The organism is Nocardioides asiaticus (assembly GCF_040049175.1).
GTDB classification, from domain to species: domain Bacteria; phylum Actinomycetota; class Actinomycetes; order Propionibacteriales; family Nocardioidaceae; genus Nocardioides; species Nocardioides cheoyonin.
Genome location: NZ_JBDZDM010000001.1, coordinates 207,956 through 223,214, shown reverse-complemented (window position 1 = coordinate 223,214; position 15,259 = coordinate 207,956). Strand labels below are relative to the sequence as shown.

Here is a 15,259-nt window from a genome sequence, read left to right as displayed (position 1 = left end):
GCACTCCTTCCCTAGTATCCGAGGTAGGCGCGCCGCATCGCGTCGTCCTCGTGCAGGCTCTCGGCGGAGCCGCTGACCTCGATGCGGCCTGACTCGATGACGTAGGCACGGTGCGCGACGTCCAGCGCCAGCTCGGCGTTCTGCTCGACGAGCAGCATCGCCGTGCCCTCCTTCTGGTTGATCTCGCGCAGCGTGGCGAACACGTCGAGGGTCACCAGCCGAGCGAGCCCGAGTGACGGCTCGTCGAGGAGCAGCAGGCGCGGACGTGACATCAGGGCGCGCGCGATCGCGAGCATCTGCTGCTCTCCACCGCTGAGGTACGCCGCCGCCTGGGTCCGCCGCTCACGAAGACGCGGGAAGACGTCGTACCACCGGCCGATGTCCTGCTCGACCGAGGTGGTGTCGGAGCGGGTGAACCCACCCACCCGGAGGTTCTCCTCGACCGTCAGATCGCCGAAGACGCCGCGGCCCTGCGGCACGTGGCCGATCCCGAGCCGGACGACCTGCTCAGGGGTGCGTCCGCCCAGCGAAGTCCCCGCGAACGCGATCGACCCCCGCGTCGCCAGCAGCCCGGAGATCGCGCGCAGGACGGTGGTCTTGCCGGCGCCGTTCGCGCCGAGCAGGACGACGATCTCGTGCTCGTCGACCGCGAGGTCGACGCCCTGGAGCGCCTGGGTGCGTCCGTAGAAGGCGTCGAGGTCGCGGATCTGCAGCAGCGGCTCGCTCACGCAGCCCTCCCGAGGTAGGCCTCGAGCACGACGGGGTCGGACTGCACCTCTGCCGGGGTGCCGAAGGCGATCCGCCTCCCGAAGTTGAGCACCGCGACGACGTCGCTGATCCCCATCACGAGGCGGAGGTGGTGCTCGACGAGGACGATGGTCAGCCCGAAGTCGTCCCGGATCCCGCGGATGAGGTCGCCGAGGGCAGCGACCTCGGTGTGGTTGAGGCCGTTGGCCGGCTCGTCGAGCAGCAGGAGCCGGGGGTGCGACGCGAGCGCTCGCGCCAGCTCGACCCGCTTCATCGTCCCGAACGGCAGGTCGCCCACCGGCCGCAGGGCGACATCGGTGAGCCCGAGGCGGTCGATGATCGCCAGCGTGTCGGCCGAGGCTGCACGCTCCGAGCGAGCAACGACCCCCGGGAGGAAGGCGGTCAGCCAGCCGCCCGCACAGCGGCTGTGGGCGCCGACCAGGACGTTCTCGTAGACCGACATGCTGGGGAAGAGGGCGAGGTTCTGGAAGGTCCTGGCCACGCCGATCCGGCTGATCCGGTGCGGGGGAGTGGAAAGCAGATCGGTCCCGTCGAGGTCCACGGTCCCCGAGGCCGCGTCGTACACCCTGCTGAGGACGTTGAACATCGTCGTCTTGCCCGCGCCGTTGGGACCGATCAGGCCACAGACCTGCCCCTCCTGCACCTGGAAGGAGAGACCGTCGAGCGCTGTGACGCCTCCGAACCTGACCGAGACCGAATCGACGTCCAGGAGCGGTCGGGATCCCTCAGACACGGCCGGGCTCCTTCCTCGACAGAGCCGACCAGCGGTCGAGTCCGGGCAGGCTCCTGGCCGCGTCGTCGAACCGGATCACGGCGTGCTCCTCGGTGCAGGCGGCGAAGGAGTAGGCGCCGTGGTTACGCCCGAGGCCCGACTGCTTCCACCCGCCGAAGGGCACCGATCCGACCGAGGCGCCGATCCGGTGGACGTTGACGAAGGTGTTGCCCGCCTCGATCCGACGCGCGACCGCTTCGGCGTGGGCGACGTCCCTGCTCCAGACGGAGGAGCCGAGGCCGTACTCCGTACGGTTCGCCCGCGCTACCGCCTCGTCGTCCTCGTCGAATGGCAGCACCGGCAGGACAGGTGCGAACTGCTCCTCCAGCACGAGCGGCGCGTCGGGAGGGACACCGGTCACCAAGTGCGGGTCGACGAAGTAGCCGTGCTCCCAGGCCGCCGAGCTCGCGCGCCGGCCGCAGCGCTGGACCTTCGCGCCGCACGCGTCCAGCTCGGCCAACAGCCGACGGGTGCGGGCGTGCCCGGCCTCGGTCGTCAGCGGGCCGATGTGTGCCTGCGGGTCGAACGGATGCCCGACCACCAGATCGGAGAGCATCTGCGAGAGCCCGTCGACGAGCTCGTCGTACATCGACCGGTGGACGTAGATCCGCTTGACGTTGTAGCAGATCTGGCCGGTCGAGCTGAACGAGCCGGCGATCAGCTCGCGAAGGAGCGTGTCGTCCACGACCGCGGAGTCCAGGACGACGGCAGGGTCGTTGCCGCCGAGCTCGAGGTGGACCTTCTTGACGGTCTCCGAGGCCAGCGTCAGCACTCGCCGTCCGGCCACGACACCTCCGGTGAAGAGCACCGCTCGGACGGCCGCGTGCGAGACGAGCTGCTCACCGACCGGCGCGCCCGGCCCCTGGACGACGTTCACGACCCCTGGCGGCAGCATCGCAGCGAGTCGCTCGAGCAGCGCCGTCACCGCCAGCGGCGCTGCCTCCGGCGGCTTGACGACGACCGGGCAGCCCGCGGCGAGCGCCGGCGCCGCCATGTTCACGGTCAGGTACGCCGGGGTGTTCCACGGCGCGATGACGGCCACCGGGCCGACCGGCGCCCGATGGAGCACCGCGGCGTCGGCTGGACGGGTCGCCGGATCGGCGGTCAGGTCGACCGGGGCCATCGCCGCCTCTGCCTGTGCCGCGAAGCCCTCGAGCAGCCGGGCCGCGCCACCGGCGTCTACCGCGCATTCCGCCTCGACCTTCCCGACCTCCATTCCGATGACGCGGGCCGCGAGCGGCGCGAGCCTGGCGAGCTCGGCGGCCGCCACCGACAGCAGCGACGCCCGCCCTGCCGCACCCAGGTCGCGCCACGCAGGAAAGGCACGTACGGCGGCACCGACGGCTGCCTCTACCGCGTCGGGGGACGACACGGCGTGCTCCCCGATCACCATCCGGGTGTCGGCAGGGCTGTGCACCGGCCACCACACCCCGTCGCTCCAGCGACCACCGTCGAGGACCGTGGCGGCTCGGCTCCCGTCCAGGAGCTCCGCGACCTCGCGGGCGGCGTACGACGCCATCGTCAGCTCAGCGCGCGGCCGGACTCGGGGTCCCAGGCCTCGCCGGTCACCGGATGCGGGTAGTGGAACGGCACGGTGTCCGTGTGCGGGAACAGCTGGAAGTCGCCGGTGAGCTCGTCGGGTCCCAGCGGGTCCTTGGGGTAGGTCGTCGTCGGGATCACCGACGACATCGGGTCCGTCTTCGCCCAGCCCTTGTCGTAGTCGCCGTGCCAGAACGGCCGGTACTGCAGGCGCCGGAACTTCCAGACCCCGTCCTCCTTGACGTACTCGTTCTCGTAGATCCCGCCCTCCCACCACTGCTCGTACGACGTGGTGCCGGGGAAGGAGTCCTTCGCCGAGTAGTGCAGGCCGGCCTGCATCACGGAGCGGAACCGGCCGTGGGCGCTGAGCCCGTCCTCGGCGACGGTGACGACGTCCTGCATCTGCGGATGGTCGAGCAGGAACCCGAACACCGGGCCGTTGTGGCCGGCGACGAACCGCTTCCCGAACCGACCCATGTAGAGCCGGTCGATGCCGGCGCGGCCCTTGTAGAGACCGCCGCAGAAGTACACCTCGCCCTCGTCGCTGAAGAGCTGCGACACCTCGCGGTAGTGGCACTTGTCGAGGTAGTAGCCGTACTTGTGCTGGAGTGTCCGGATCTCCTGCTGGGCCTCCAGCCGGTCCAGCCGCAGCTGGAGCGCGGCGACCTGGGTCGTGAGGTCGGTCCCGGTGGCCTGGTCTGCGATCTGCGTCATGGCTCTCCTTGATCTGGGTGGGAAGGGGATGAGGTGGCGTCTCAGGCCACCCGCGTGGCGAGCTCGGTCTGGTCGACCCAGTTGCCGTGCACGCCCATGCGGATCCGCATCGGGAGCGAGAGCGTGCACACCGGGGGAGCGTCGAGACGCTGCGCGTCGAGGATCACGAGGTCGCTCCGCATCTGGTCCCGGCGCGCGACGATGACGAAGACGTAGCCCACGCCTGGCGGGGCACCCGGGGCCGCCGGCACGAAGATCGGCTCCGCGACCGTGGCGTGGTCGCCGGGGTAGTAGATCTGCTGGCGGCCGGTCTCGACGTCGATGGTGCTGACCCACCGGAAACCGCCGCCGGGCGCCGTCCGTCCCGGTACGTCGCTGAGCGCCATGACGCCCCAGCGGTACGGCAGCGTCTCCTGCCGGTCGTCCATCCGCGGGAACTCGCCGGGTGTGTCCGTGAGCTTCCGCTCGGTGAACGTCATGCTCGGGTCGTGCGTGTCGATCGTCCAGCGCGACAGGCAGCCGCGCGCCTTGGACGGGTCGTACGGCGCCCCCGTGAGGTCCGGGAACCAGGGGAAGTAGTTCGACTCGCTGACCGGCGTGTCGATGTGGATGAACCGGCCGTCGTCGCTCGCGCCCATGATGTGGCTGGCGAACCTGTTGCCGCCCTTGTACCAGCGCACGTCCTTGGCCGAGCCCTTGCGCGGGAGCACGCCGAGGTAGACGTCCTCGTCCGGGTCCCACTTGAAGTGGACCTCGCCACGCTTCAGCCACTCGATGTCGCTGCGGAGCGGGATGATCGGGAAGACGACGAAGTTCTGGGTGACGACGAAGTCGTGGACCATGCTGGAGTACGGCGCGTCGAACCACGCCTCGTGGATCAGCTTGCCGCGCTTGTCGGCCTCGTAGTAGACGATGTCCGGCGTCGCCTCACCGCTCGCCTCGTAGCCGAAGAAGACCATCTCGCCCGTCCGTGGGTCGAACTTCGGGTGCGCGGTGGAGCTACGCGAGCGCAGCGCCCCCTCGAAGTCGTAGCTGCCGACCGTGGCCAGGGTGTCGGGCTCGACGATGATCGGCGGCGAGTCCTCCTTCGCGACGTACAGCAGGCCCGCGTGGTAGAAGACGTTCGTGTTCGCCAGCCCGCGGCTCAGGCCCTGCACGGTCGGGTCGTCGGTGAACGGGTTGCGGTAGACCCCGAAGAGCGACCGGCCGGCCTTCCCCTCCGCCTCGAACCGCTCGGTGTGGACATAGCGTGACTTGAAGTCGACACGGCCCTTGTGGAAGCGGAACGAGATGAGCATCCCGTCGCCGTTGAAGAGCTCGATGTCGTTCTCGACGAACGACGGCCACTGCCGGTCGACGACGCACTTGAAGTACGTGCCTGACAACTGCTCGGGTACCTCGCCCTGCGTCACCTGTACGCCGCGGATGTCCGCCTCCACCCGCATCGGGGCGTCGAACGGGTCGCTGGGCTCGGGGAACCTGACCATGTCGCTCCTCCTCGGTCCTCCGTGACACCGCTGATGTGTGATCGGCGTCACAGAGGAGTGAAGGGCCGGAGGCGTGGAGTGGCAATCGACCGGCACCGCTGTTCGGCCATGTGGAACAGCGGTCGCGTCGATCTGGGCAGGTCTTCCGCACCGCCGAGATCCCGTTGTCGCGCGGCATGCTCCATCGTCAGGCTGAGCCGGTGAGCTCCTCCCGGGTGACCTTGCAGGCGGTGAACCTCGTCGCCGAGCGCGGGGAGATCACCGTCAAGGAGCTCGCGCTCGCCCTCGGTCTCGCGCCGTCGACCGCCCACCGGATCCTGCAGGACTGCCAGGCGTGCGGCTTCGTACGCCAGGACCAGCCCCGCGGTCCGTATGTCCGCGGGCCCGCCATGCTCGAGATCGCCCTCCTGGCCAGCCGCTCGCTGCGGCTGCGCGACGCGATCGGACCTGTCCTTCAAGAGCTGTTCGAGGAGGTCGACGACACGGTCGGCGTACTCGTCCTGGAAGGGCGCAGCGCCCGCGTCGTCCAGAGCCTGACCCGAGACAGAGCCGGCGCGGTGGTCTCCCGCGTCGGACGCACGTTCCCGGCCCATTCGGTCGCCGGAGGGCGGGCGATGCTCGCCGTCGAGACGGCCGAGAAGCGCCGACGCCGGCTCGGCGCGGTCCCGCCGTCCATGACGGACGGCACGCGGCTGACCTGGGAGCAGCTGGACCGCGACCTCGACACCGTGCGCCGCCGCGGCTGGGCGTACGGCGTCTCGCAGAGCGACCCCAGCATCGGCGCCGTCGCCGCCGCGGTGTGTCTCTCCAACGGCGATCCGGTCGCCGCGATCAGCGTGCTACGGCCGCGGTCGAGGCTGAGCACGCGGGCGGAGGTCGACTGCCTCGCGCCGCACGTCGTGTCGGCCGCGAACCGGGCCCAGTCGCGCCTGCGCGGCGGGGAATGAGGCCCGGCGGGCGGCACGGACTACCCTGCCCGGCGTGACAAGCCAGGAGAGCGCCGCGACGCGTCCGCGCCACCCGGAGCGGATCCGGGTGGACGCGATAGCGGCGGCGCTGGCGCCGGCGGTGACCCTGCACGGGAGCGGGGAGGTGGAGGTCACCGGCGTCTCGCTGAGCTCCCAGCGGGTCCGGCCCGGCGACCTCTACGCCGCGCTGCCCGGCAGCCGGGTCCACGGCGTCGAGTTCCTCGCCGGGGCACTGGAGGCTGGCGCGGTCGCGGTCCTGACCGACGCCGTCGGCCTGGAGCGGATGGGCGAGCCGCCCGTCCCCGTCCTCGTGGCCGAGCGGCCGCGATCGGTGCTCGGCCAGCTGGCGCGGACGGTGTACGGCGACCCCGCGTCGAGCATGCGGATGATCGGCGTGACCGGCACCCAGGGCAAGACCACGACGACCCGCCTCGCCGAGGGCGCGCTGCAGGACGCCGGCGTGAAGGCGGCCGTCGTCGGCACCGTCGGCACCCGCATCGGTGGCCGCGACATCAAGACCACGCTCACCACTCCCGAGGCGCCCGACCTGCACGGCCTGTTCGCGCTGATGCGCGAGGAGGAGGTGCGCGCCTGCGCGATGGAGGTCTCCAGCCACGCGCTGGTGATGGGCCGGGTCGACGGCGTGGTGTTCGACGTCGCCGTCTTCCTCAACCTCGGCCGCGACCACCTCGACTTCCACGAGACCGTCGAGGACTACTACCGGGCCAAGGCCTCCCTCTTCACCCCGGAGCGTGCCCGGCGCGCGCTGATCAGCATCGACGACGACCACGGACGGCGGCTCGCGGCCGAGGCGCCGATCCCGGTCCGCACCTTCTCGGCCAGGGGCGCCGACGCCGACTGGACCGCCACCGACGTCGTGCTCGGCCCCGACGGCTCCGACTTCACCGTCCGCGGACCCGGTGGCGTACGCCTGCGTGTGCGCTGCCCGCTCCCGGGCGACTTCAACGTGAGCAACAGCCTCGCCGCCCTGGCCGCGATCGCCGAGGCCGGCCTGCCGGAGCCGACCGTGGAGGCGGCCGCTGCCGCGCTCGGCCGTAGCGCCGGCGTACCCGGCCGGCTCGAGCGGATCGACGAGGGCCAGGACTTCACCGTGGTGGTCGACTACGCGCACAAGCCGGACGCGGTGCAGGCCGCGATCGGCACCCTCCGTCCGCTGACCGAGGGTCGGGTGATCGTCGTGCTCGGTGCCGGCGGCGACCGCGACCCCGGCAAGCGGCCGATCATGGGGGAGATCGCGGCCCGGCTCGCCGACGTGCTCATCGTCACCGACGACAACCCCCGCACCGAGGACCCCGCGGCGATCCGCGCGGCGGTCCTCGCCGGCACCGCCGACGGCGCGGCCGAGGTCGTCGAGATCGGTGACCGGCGGGCGGCGATCGCGGAGGCCGTACGCCGCGCCGCCCCGGGCGACATCGTCCTCGTGGCCGGCAAGGGACACGAGACCGGCCAGGAGGTCGGCGGCGTCGTGCACCCGTTCGACGACCGCGAGGTCGCGCGCGAGGTGTTGCTCACACGGCGTTGAGGGCCGTACGGCGGGGCATCACGGCCTCGCCGTACGCGTAGGGAAGAATGCCGAAGGCCGGTCCGGCGCCAAGGACCGGTCGTCCGACGAGGGACGAGCTGCTAGGAGGCACCGGGCTGACATGAGAGCGATTCTGCTGAGCGGGGCGATCTCCCTACTCCTCTCGTTGCTCGGCACCAGGCTCGCCATCCGGCAGTTCACGAAGTGGGGCTACGGCAAGGAGATCCGCGAGGACGGGCCGACGACCCATCGCACGAAGCGCGGCACGCCGACCATGGGCGGCGTCGCGATCATTCTCGCCTCGGTCATCGGCTACTTCGCCGCCAAGCTGCTCACGACCGACAAGCCCTCGGCCTCGGCACTGCTGCTGCTCTTCCTCTTCGCCGGAGTGGGCCTGGTCGGCTTCGTCGACGACTTCATCCAGATCTACAAGCAGCGCAACCTCGGACTGCGGAGCGGGGCGAAGATGATCGGCCAGGCGGTGGTCGCGATCGTCTTCGGCGTGCTCGCGCTCCTGCCCGGCCTGAAGAACGCCCGCGGGATCGAGCCGGCCTCCCACGAGATCTCGTTCATCCGCGACCTCGGCTGGACGCTGCCGACGGTGATCGTGATCGCGCTGATCTGGCTGATGGTGACCGGCACCAGCAACGCCACCAACCTCACCGACGGTCTGGACGGGCTGCTCACCGGCTCGAGCGCGATGGTCTTCGGCGCCTACACCATCGTGAACATCTGGCAGAACAACCAGCGCTGCGGCCGGCCGTCGGTCGAGATCGGCACCTGCTACGACGTCCGCGACCCGCTCGACCTGGCCATCGTCGCCTCGGCGATCACCGGCGCGTGCTTCGGCTTCCTGTGGTGGAACGCCTCCCCGGCGAAGATCTTCATGGGCGACACCGGCTCGCTCGCCCTCGGCGCCGCGCTGGCCGGGCTGGCTGTCCTGTCCCGCACCGAGCTTCTCCTGATCGTCCTCGGCGGGCTCTTCGTCATGGTGACGGTCTCGGTCATGCTCCAGGTGAGCTTCTTCAAGCTCACCCGGCACTTCACGGGAACGGGGCGGCGGATCTTCCGGATGACACCGCTCCACCATCACTTCGAGATGCTCGGCTGGGAGCAGATCACCGTGACGATCCGGTTCTGGATCATCACCGGCCTGTGCGTCACCACCGGCCTCGGCATCTTCTACGCCGAGTGGGTGGCAGGCATCTGATGAGCCCCGCGTCGCTGGGCCGCCACGACTCCTGGGAGGGCGTGAAGGCGGTCGTCGCCGGCTTCGGCGTCTCCGGCTTCGCCGCGGCCGACAACCTCACCCACCTCGGCGCCTCGGTGATCGCGCTCGACGAGTCCGAGGGCGACGGCGAGCGGCAGGAGAAGGCACAGCTCCTCGAGGTGCTCGGCGCCGACGTACGCCTCGGCGCGGGCGCCACCGCGACGCTCCCCGACGACGTCGACGTCGTCGTGACCTCGCCCGGCTGGAAGCCGACCGCGCCGCTGCTCGCGCAGGCCCGGGAGCGGGGGATCCCGGTCTGGGGGGAGGTCGAGCTCGCCTGGCGCCTGCGCGACCCCGACCACCTCGCTCCGTGGCTGGCGGTGACGGGCACCAATGGCAAGACCACCACGGTGCAGATGCTCGACTCGATCCTCCGGGCCGCCGGGCTGCGGTCCGCCGCTGTCGGCAACGTCGGGCGCCCGATCGTCGAGGCGGTGATGGATCCCGCGGCGTACGACGTCTTCGCGGTCGAGCTCTCGAGCTTCCAGCTGCACTACACCGACTCGATGGCGGCGGAGTCCGCCGCGGTGCTCAACGTCGCCGAGGACCACCTCGACTGGTACTCCTCCATGGACGACTACGCCCGGGACAAGGGCCGGATCTACCAGCGCGTCTCCCGGGCCTGCGTCTACAACGTCGCCGATCCGACGACCGAGCAGCTCGTGCGCGAGGCCGACGTCGTCGAGGGCGCCCGGGCGATCGGCTTCACCCTCGGCATGCCCGGCGTCGGCATGCTCGGCCTGGTCGAGGAGATCCTCGTCGACCGCGCCTTCATCGAGGAGCGGCAGACGAGCGCCGCGGAGCTCTGCACCGTCCGCGACCTGGCCAGCGACGCGCCGCACTACGTCCAGAACGCCCTCGCCGCCGCGGCCCTTGCCCGGGCCCACGGGGTCAGCCAGGCAGCCTGCCGCGACGGGCTGCGCGCGTTCCGCCCCGACGGCCACCGGATCGAGGTCGTCGCGACCCGGGGCGGCGTCACCTGGGTGGACGACTCGAAGGCCACCAACCCGCACGCCGCCCGGTCCTCCCTGCAGGCCTACGACCCGGTCGTCTGGGTCGCCGGCGGGCTCGCCAAGGGCGCCCACTTCGACGACCTCGTCGAGACCGTCCGCGACCGTCTCCGCGCCGTCGTCCTGCTCGGCCGGGACCGCTCCGTCATCGCGGACGCACTCGCGCGACACGCGCCCGATGTGCCCGTGATCGAGGTGCCCGACGGCGAGACTGGTGCCGCAGTCATGGAGCAGGCCGTGGAGGCCGCCGCCGGGCTCGCGCAGGACGGCGACACCGTCCTCCTCGCGCCCGGCTGCGCGTCCCAGGACCAGTTCCGCGACTACAAGGCGCGGGGTGACGCGTTCGCCGCCGCCGTACGACGAAGGTCCGGCTAGCCACACGCAGGAGGGGGAGCCACGCATGACTGCGGTCAGTCCTGACGAGGTCCCCCGCCGACGCCCGCGCCCCGGCGCGTGGTTCACGGCGCTCAAGGAGGCCCTCGACCGGCCGCTGAGCTCCTACTACCTGCTGCTCACCTCGTCGGCGCTGCTGCTGACCATCGGGCTGATCATGGTCCTCTCGGCGTCGAGCGTGTGGTCCTTCACCACCTTCGACAACTCCTACTACGTCGTCGAGCACCAGCTGGTCTGGGTCGCCGTCGGCGTGCCGTGCGCACTCGTCGCGTCGCGGATCAGCCAGCGCTGGGTGAGGCGGCTGGCATGGCCGGCGTACCTCTTCTCGTGCGTGCTCCTGCTCGCCACCGTCTTCCTCGGCCACTCCGAGAACGGCAACCAGAACTGGCTCGGCGTCGGCGCGCTGTCGATCCAGCCGTCCGAGATCGCCAAGCTCTCGCTCGTGCTGTGGGGCGCGCACGTCTACGCCCTCAAGGAGCGCCGCCTGCGCTCGCTCCACGAGGTGCTGGTGCCGGTCGTGCCCGGGTTCGTCACCGCGACCGCGCTCGTGCTCGCCGGCCGCGACCTCGGCACCGCGCTGGTCTTCTTCGCGATCCTGCTCGGCATGCTGTGGGTCGTCGGCGCGCCCGGGCGGCTCTTCGGCCTGGCGCTGTCGATCATCGGCGTCGCCGTGATCTTCTTCATCGGCACCAACCCGGAGCGGCTGGGCCGCATCAACAACTTCGTCGACCCCTTCAAGGACTTCCACGACGCCGGCTGGCAGCCCGCCCACGGGCTCTACGCCCTCTCGAGCGGCGGCCTGTTCGGGCAGGGCATCGGCGCCTCGCAGCAGAAGTGGGGCGACCTGCCGGAGGCCCACACCGACTTCATCTTCGCGGTGCTCGGCGAGGAGCTCGGCCTGGTCGGCACGTTGCTCGTGGTCGCGCTGTTCCTCACCCTCGCCTACGCCTGCGTGAAGGTCGCCCGGCAGACGAAGGACCCGTTCGCGCGCTACCTCACCTTCGGGGTGGTGGTCTGGCTGATCGGCCAGATGATGATCAACGTGGGCATGGTGCTCACCCTGCTGCCGGTGATCGGGATCCCCCTCCCGCTGGTCTCCTACGGCGGCTCGGCGCTGCTCCCGTCCCTGGTCGCGCTGGGCCTCGTGGTGGGCTTCGCGCGCCGCGAGCCCGAGGCCGCCGCGGCCCTCGCCCAGCGCAGGAAGTCCCGCTCCGCGGGTGTCAGCGCCGGTCGGTAGATTTCGCATCACGATGAAGGTCCTTCTCGCGGGCGGCGGATCCGCCGGCCACACCTCGCCCCTGCTCGCCACCGCCGACGCGCTGCGCCGGCTCGACTCCACCGTCGAGGTCACCTGCCTCGGCACCCCGCGCGGGCTGGAGACCACCGTCATCCCCGCCGCGGGCTACCCGCTCGAGCTGATCCCGCCCGTGCCGCTGCCGCGGCGGCTCTCCGGTGAGCTGCTGCACGTGCCGGCCAACCTGCGCGGCGCCGTCAAGGCGACGTACGCCGTCTTCGACCGGGTCGAGCCCGACGTGGTCGTCGGCTACGGCGGCTACGTCTCCGTCCCGGCCTACCTCGCCGCCCGCAGGCGGCACGTCCCGATCGTCGTCCACGAGGGCAACGCCCTGCCCGGCATCGCCAACAAGATCGGCGCCCGGGCCGCCACTCGCGTCGCGGTGAGCTTCCCGGAGACCAAGCTCCCGAAGGCGGAGTACGTCGGTCTGCCAATCCGGCGGATGATCTCGGCGCTCGACCGCGCGGCCCTGCGCGCCGAGGCGCGGGACTTCTTCGGGCTCGACGCCGACCGGCCCACCGTGGTCGTGACCGGCGGCTCCCAGGGCGCCCGCCGGCTCAACGAGTCGATCCTCGCCGCGGCCCCGGCCTTCGCCGAGGCCGGTGTCCAGGTCCTCCACGTCGTCGGCCCCAAGAACGAGGCGGCCGCGCCCCACACCGGGGTGCCCTACCGCGTCGTCAACTACGTCGACCGGATGGACTACGCCCTCGCCGCCGCCGACCTGATGGTCTGCCGGGCAGGGGCCAACAGCGTGACCGAGGCGGCCGCGGTCGGCCTGCCCGCCGTCTTCGTCCCGCTCCCGATCGGCAACGGCGAGCAGGCGCTCAACGCCAAGCCGGTCGTCGACGCCGGGGGCGCGGTGCTCGTGGCCGACGCGGAGCTGACCCCGGAGTGGGTCGCCGCGCGCGTCCCGGCGCTCGCCGCCGACCCGGAGCGGCTGGCTGCGATGTCGCGGGCAGCGAGCGCGCTGATCCCGCGCGACGCCGACGACAAGCTCGCCCGGATCGTCGTCGAGGCCGCGTCGGCCGGGGGAGTCAAATGAGGATCCCCGTCCCGGAGACGATCCTGCCCGCCGAGCAGCTCGGTCGCGTGCACTTCATCGGCATCGGCGGCGCGGGACTCTCGGCGATCGCCCGGATCATGCTCGCGCGCGGCATCGAGGTGTCCGGCAGCGACGGCGCGGACAGTCCCGTCCTCGACCATCTGCGCGAGGCGGGAGCGACCGTCCACGTCGGCCACGCCGCCGAGCACGTCCGCGACGTCGACACCCTGGTCGTGTCGACAGCGATCCGCGAGGACAACCCCGAGTACGTCGAGGCACTCCGCCTCGGCCTCCGCGTCTACCCGCGCTCGGCGGGGCTCGCCTCGGTCATGGCGGGCCGGCGGGTGCTGGCCGTCGCCGGCACCCATGGCAAGACCACCACCACCTCGCTGCTCACCGTCGCGCTGCAGGCGGCCGGCGCCGACCCGACGTACGCCGTCGGCGGCGAGCTGTCGGCGAGCGGCACGAACGCCGCGGAGGGCGGGTCGGACCTCTTCGTCGCCGAGGCCGACGAGAGCGACGGCGCGTTCCTCGTCTACAAGCCGTACGCCGCGATCGTCACCAACGTCGAGGCCGACCACCTCGACCAGTGGGGCACGGAAGAGGCCTACCGCGAGGGCTTCGCGCAGTTCGTCGGCCGCATCGACCCCGACGGCTTCGTCGTCGCGGTCGTCGACGACCCGGGCGCCGCCGACCTGCGCCACGTCGCTGCCTCGCTCGGCCGCAGGTTCGTCGGGGTGGGGGAGTCCGACCTCGCCGACGTCCGCGCCGTCGACGTCGTGCAGCGCGGGACGACCACGGCGTTCACCGTCGTCGATCGCGGCGTGCCCCCGGACTTCTACGGCGAGCTCGGCCGGGTCACCCTGCAGATCCCCGGCCGCCACTACGTCGCCGACGCGCTGGCGGCGCTGACCGTGGGCCTGAGGCTGGGCTACTCCTTCGACCTGCTCAAGGCCGGGCTGGAGAGCTTCACCGGGACCCGGCGTCGGATGGAGCACAAGGGCGAGGCCGGCGGCGTACGCGTCTACGACAGCTATGCGCACCACCCCGCCGAGATCGCGGGTGACCTCGCGGCCGCGCGCGGCGTCGCGGGGGAGGGGCGCCTCGTGGTCGCCTTCCAGCCCCACATGGTGTCGCGCACCAGGATCTTCGGCGAGGAGATGGGCCGGGCACTGGGCGCCGCCGACGAGGTCGTCGTCCTCGACATCTATCTGGCGCGCGAGGAGCCCGACCCGGACGTCACCGGGCAGCTGGTGGCCGACGCCGTGCCGCTCCCCGCCGAGCACGTGGCGTTCGTACCCGGCGTCGCGGAGGCCGCGGAGGAGCTGGTCCGTCGGGCCGCACCCGGCGACCTCGTCGTCACGCTCGGCGCCGGCAACGTCACCGACGTCGGGCCGCGCGTGCTCGAGCTGCTGCAGCGGGAGGGGCGTGGCTAGGAAGCGCTGGTCGAAGGGGGCCCGTGACGCCGGAGCGGCGTCGGGGGGATCGGTGGCGGTCGAGGGCGGCAAGCCCGCGGTCGACAAGGCGACGCTGCGCAGCCGGCGGCGGTTCGCGCGCCGGCAGTGGCGACGCCGCTTCCTGGCCTGGAAGTGGGTCATCGCGCTGCTGCTCGTCATCGTGCTGCTCTGCGTCGGCATCTGGGCGGCCTACTTCTCGAGCTGGCTGCAGGTCAAGGGCGCCGACGTCGAGGGCGACCTCACGATGGCGACTCCCGCGCAGGTCGAGCAGTTCGCCGACGTACCCCTCGGCGACCCGCTGCTCACCGCCGACCTCGACGGCGTACGCCTCCGGGTGCTCGCCAACCTCCCGGTCGTGAAGTCGGTCGACGTCTCGCGCGAGTGGCCCGACAAGATCCTCATCAAGGTCACCGAGCGGACCCCGGTCGCCGTCGTCTCGATCGGCGGCCGGCTGCGCGCACTGGACAGCAGCGGCGCGGTGTTCTGGCACTACGCGAAGGCACCCGCCGGCCTGCCGCGGGTCACGAGCAGCACCGGGACCGACTCCCAGGCGCTCAGCGAGGCGGCCAAGGTAGCCGCCGCCCTGCCGCCCGCCCTCGACCAGCGGGTCGACCACGTCCTGGTGACCACCGTCGACGACATCTCCCTCTCGCTCCGCGACGGCCGCACCGTGGTCTGGGGCGGCGCGACCGACTCCGACGCCAAGGCGGCGGTCCTGCTCGCGCTGCTGAAGTCGAACCCCAAGGCGGGGAAGTACGACGTCTCCGTGCCGGGCCAGCCGGTCGTCACGCCCGGCCAGTAGCACGGCGTACGCCGGATCCGTCGGCCGATCTCGGGTCGTGCCCGCGTGTCGCGCCGATGCGACGGCGTGCGTCTGCCTACTGTTCTGAACACGGCGAGGTTGACATAACTATAACCCTCAGGCTGAGGGTAAGGGTTGAGGGACACGCCGACGAGACGCAGGGAAACAAGCACCCAAGCAAGAAGCAACACCAGCGCAAG

13 protein-coding genes are annotated in these 15,259 nt (G+C 71.7%); 8 read left to right on the top strand and 5 right to left on the bottom strand.

Annotated elements, in window-relative coordinates; translation table 11 throughout:
- Positions 1-11: 11 nt before the first annotated feature.
- Genes ABLE53_RS01050 through ABLE53_RS01030 form a run of 5 tightly spaced genes read right to left on the bottom strand, consistent with a single transcriptional unit; the run spans position 12 to position 5,280 of the window.
- Positions 12-728, bottom strand: a complete 717-nt coding sequence (locus ABLE53_RS01050) for an ABC transporter ATP-binding protein (RefSeq protein WP_348856675.1) — start codon at positions 726-728, stop codon at positions 12-14.
- A complete protein-coding gene (locus ABLE53_RS01045; RefSeq protein WP_348856674.1) occupies positions 725-1,501 on the bottom strand; it encodes an ABC transporter ATP-binding protein in 777 nt (258 codons plus the stop codon). The genes ABLE53_RS01050 and ABLE53_RS01045 overlap by 4 nt, the downstream gene beginning before the upstream one ends.
- A complete protein-coding gene (locus ABLE53_RS01040) occupies positions 1,494-3,059 on the bottom strand; it encodes an aldehyde dehydrogenase family protein (RefSeq protein ID WP_348856672.1) in 1,566 nt (521 codons plus the stop codon). The genes ABLE53_RS01045 and ABLE53_RS01040 overlap by 8 nt, the downstream gene beginning before the upstream one ends.
- A 2-nt stretch (positions 3,060-3,061) precedes the next feature.
- Positions 3,062-3,793, bottom strand: a complete 732-nt coding sequence (locus ABLE53_RS01035) for a nuclear transport factor 2 family protein (RefSeq protein ID WP_348856671.1) — start codon at positions 3,791-3,793, stop codon at positions 3,062-3,064.
- 41 nt (positions 3,794-3,834) lie between these two features.
- On the bottom strand, positions 3,835-5,280 hold the full coding sequence (locus ABLE53_RS01030; RefSeq protein ID WP_348856670.1) for a carotenoid oxygenase family protein: 1,446 nt from the start codon (positions 5,278-5,280) through the stop codon (positions 3,835-3,837).
- 200 nt (positions 5,281-5,480) lie between these two features.
- Here ABLE53_RS01030 and ABLE53_RS01025 point away from each other — a divergent pair, with 200 nt between their 5' ends.
- The 8 genes from ABLE53_RS01025 to ABLE53_RS00990 all read left to right on the top strand — a co-directional run bounded on the left by ABLE53_RS01025 (position 5,481) and on the right by ABLE53_RS00990 (position 15,059).
- Entirely contained in the window at positions 5,481-6,227 is a 747-nt protein-coding gene (locus tag ABLE53_RS01025; RefSeq protein WP_348856669.1) for an IclR family transcriptional regulator, read from the top strand.
- 34 nt (positions 6,228-6,261) lie between these two features.
- Positions 6,262-7,791 carry a UDP-N-acetylmuramoyl-L-alanyl-D-glutamate--2,6-diaminopimelate ligase gene (locus ABLE53_RS01020; RefSeq protein ID WP_484555207.1) on the top strand — a complete coding sequence of 510 codons (1,530 nt, stop codon included), beginning with the start codon at positions 6,262-6,264 and terminating at the stop codon, positions 7,789-7,791.
- 121 nt (positions 7,792-7,912) lie between these two features.
- The gene (gene mraY / locus ABLE53_RS01015) at positions 7,913-9,001 is read left to right on the top strand and encodes a phospho-N-acetylmuramoyl-pentapeptide-transferase (protein WP_348856668.1); all 1,089 of its coding nucleotides are present in this window, start codon (positions 7,913-7,915) and stop codon (positions 8,999-9,001) included.
- Positions 8,983-10,446 carry a UDP-N-acetylmuramoyl-L-alanine--D-glutamate ligase gene (murD, locus tag ABLE53_RS01010; RefSeq protein WP_425474826.1) on the top strand — a complete coding sequence of 488 codons (1,464 nt, stop codon included), beginning with the start codon at positions 8,983-8,985 and terminating at the stop codon, positions 10,444-10,446. Before mraY ends, murD begins: the two co-directional genes overlap by 19 nt.
- A 25-nt stretch (positions 10,447-10,471) precedes the next feature.
- On the top strand, positions 10,472-11,701 hold the full coding sequence (gene ftsW / locus ABLE53_RS01005; protein ID WP_348856666.1) for a putative lipid II flippase FtsW: 1,230 nt from the start codon (positions 10,472-10,474) through the stop codon (positions 11,699-11,701).
- Positions 11,702-11,714: 13 nt separating this feature from the next.
- Positions 11,715-12,800: an undecaprenyldiphospho-muramoylpentapeptide beta-N-acetylglucosaminyltransferase gene (murG, locus tag ABLE53_RS01000; protein ID WP_348856665.1), complete on the top strand. Its 1,086-nt coding sequence runs from the start codon at positions 11,715-11,717 to the stop codon at positions 12,798-12,800.
- Positions 12,797-14,236, top strand: a complete 1,440-nt coding sequence (murC, locus tag ABLE53_RS00995; RefSeq protein ID WP_348856664.1) for a UDP-N-acetylmuramate--L-alanine ligase — start codon at positions 12,797-12,799, stop codon at positions 14,234-14,236. Before murG ends, murC begins: the two co-directional genes overlap by 4 nt.
- Positions 14,229-15,059 carry a cell division protein FtsQ/DivIB gene (locus ABLE53_RS00990; protein WP_348856663.1) on the top strand — a complete coding sequence of 277 codons (831 nt, stop codon included), beginning with the start codon at positions 14,229-14,231 and terminating at the stop codon, positions 15,057-15,059. Before murC ends, ABLE53_RS00990 begins: the two co-directional genes overlap by 8 nt.
- Positions 15,060-15,259: the final 200 nt, after the last annotated feature.

Excerpts from the sequence above, each read along its gene's own strand:
- ftsW (WP_348856666.1), top strand. The coding sequence starts at position 10,472 with ATGACTGCGGTCAGTCCTGACGAGGTCCCCCGCCGACGCCCGCGCCCC.
- murG (WP_348856665.1), top strand. The coding sequence starts at position 11,715 with ATGAAGGTCCTTCTCGCGGGCGGCGGATCCGCCGGCCACACCTCGCCC.
- murC (WP_348856664.1), top strand. The coding sequence starts at position 12,797 with ATGAGGATCCCCGTCCCGGAGACGATCCTGCCCGCCGAGCAGCTCGGT.
- ABLE53_RS01040 (WP_348856672.1), bottom strand. The coding sequence starts at position 3,059 with ATGGCGTCGTACGCCGCCCGCGAGGTCGCGGAGCTCCTGGACGGGAGC.
- mraY (WP_348856668.1), top strand. The coding sequence starts at position 7,913 with ATGAGAGCGATTCTGCTGAGCGGGGCGATCTCCCTACTCCTCTCGTTG.
- ABLE53_RS01030 (WP_348856670.1), bottom strand. The coding sequence starts at position 5,280 with ATGGTCAGGTTCCCCGAGCCCAGCGACCCGTTCGACGCCCCGATGCGG.
- ABLE53_RS01035 (WP_348856671.1), bottom strand. The coding sequence starts at position 3,793 with ATGACGCAGATCGCAGACCAGGCCACCGGGACCGACCTCACGACCCAG.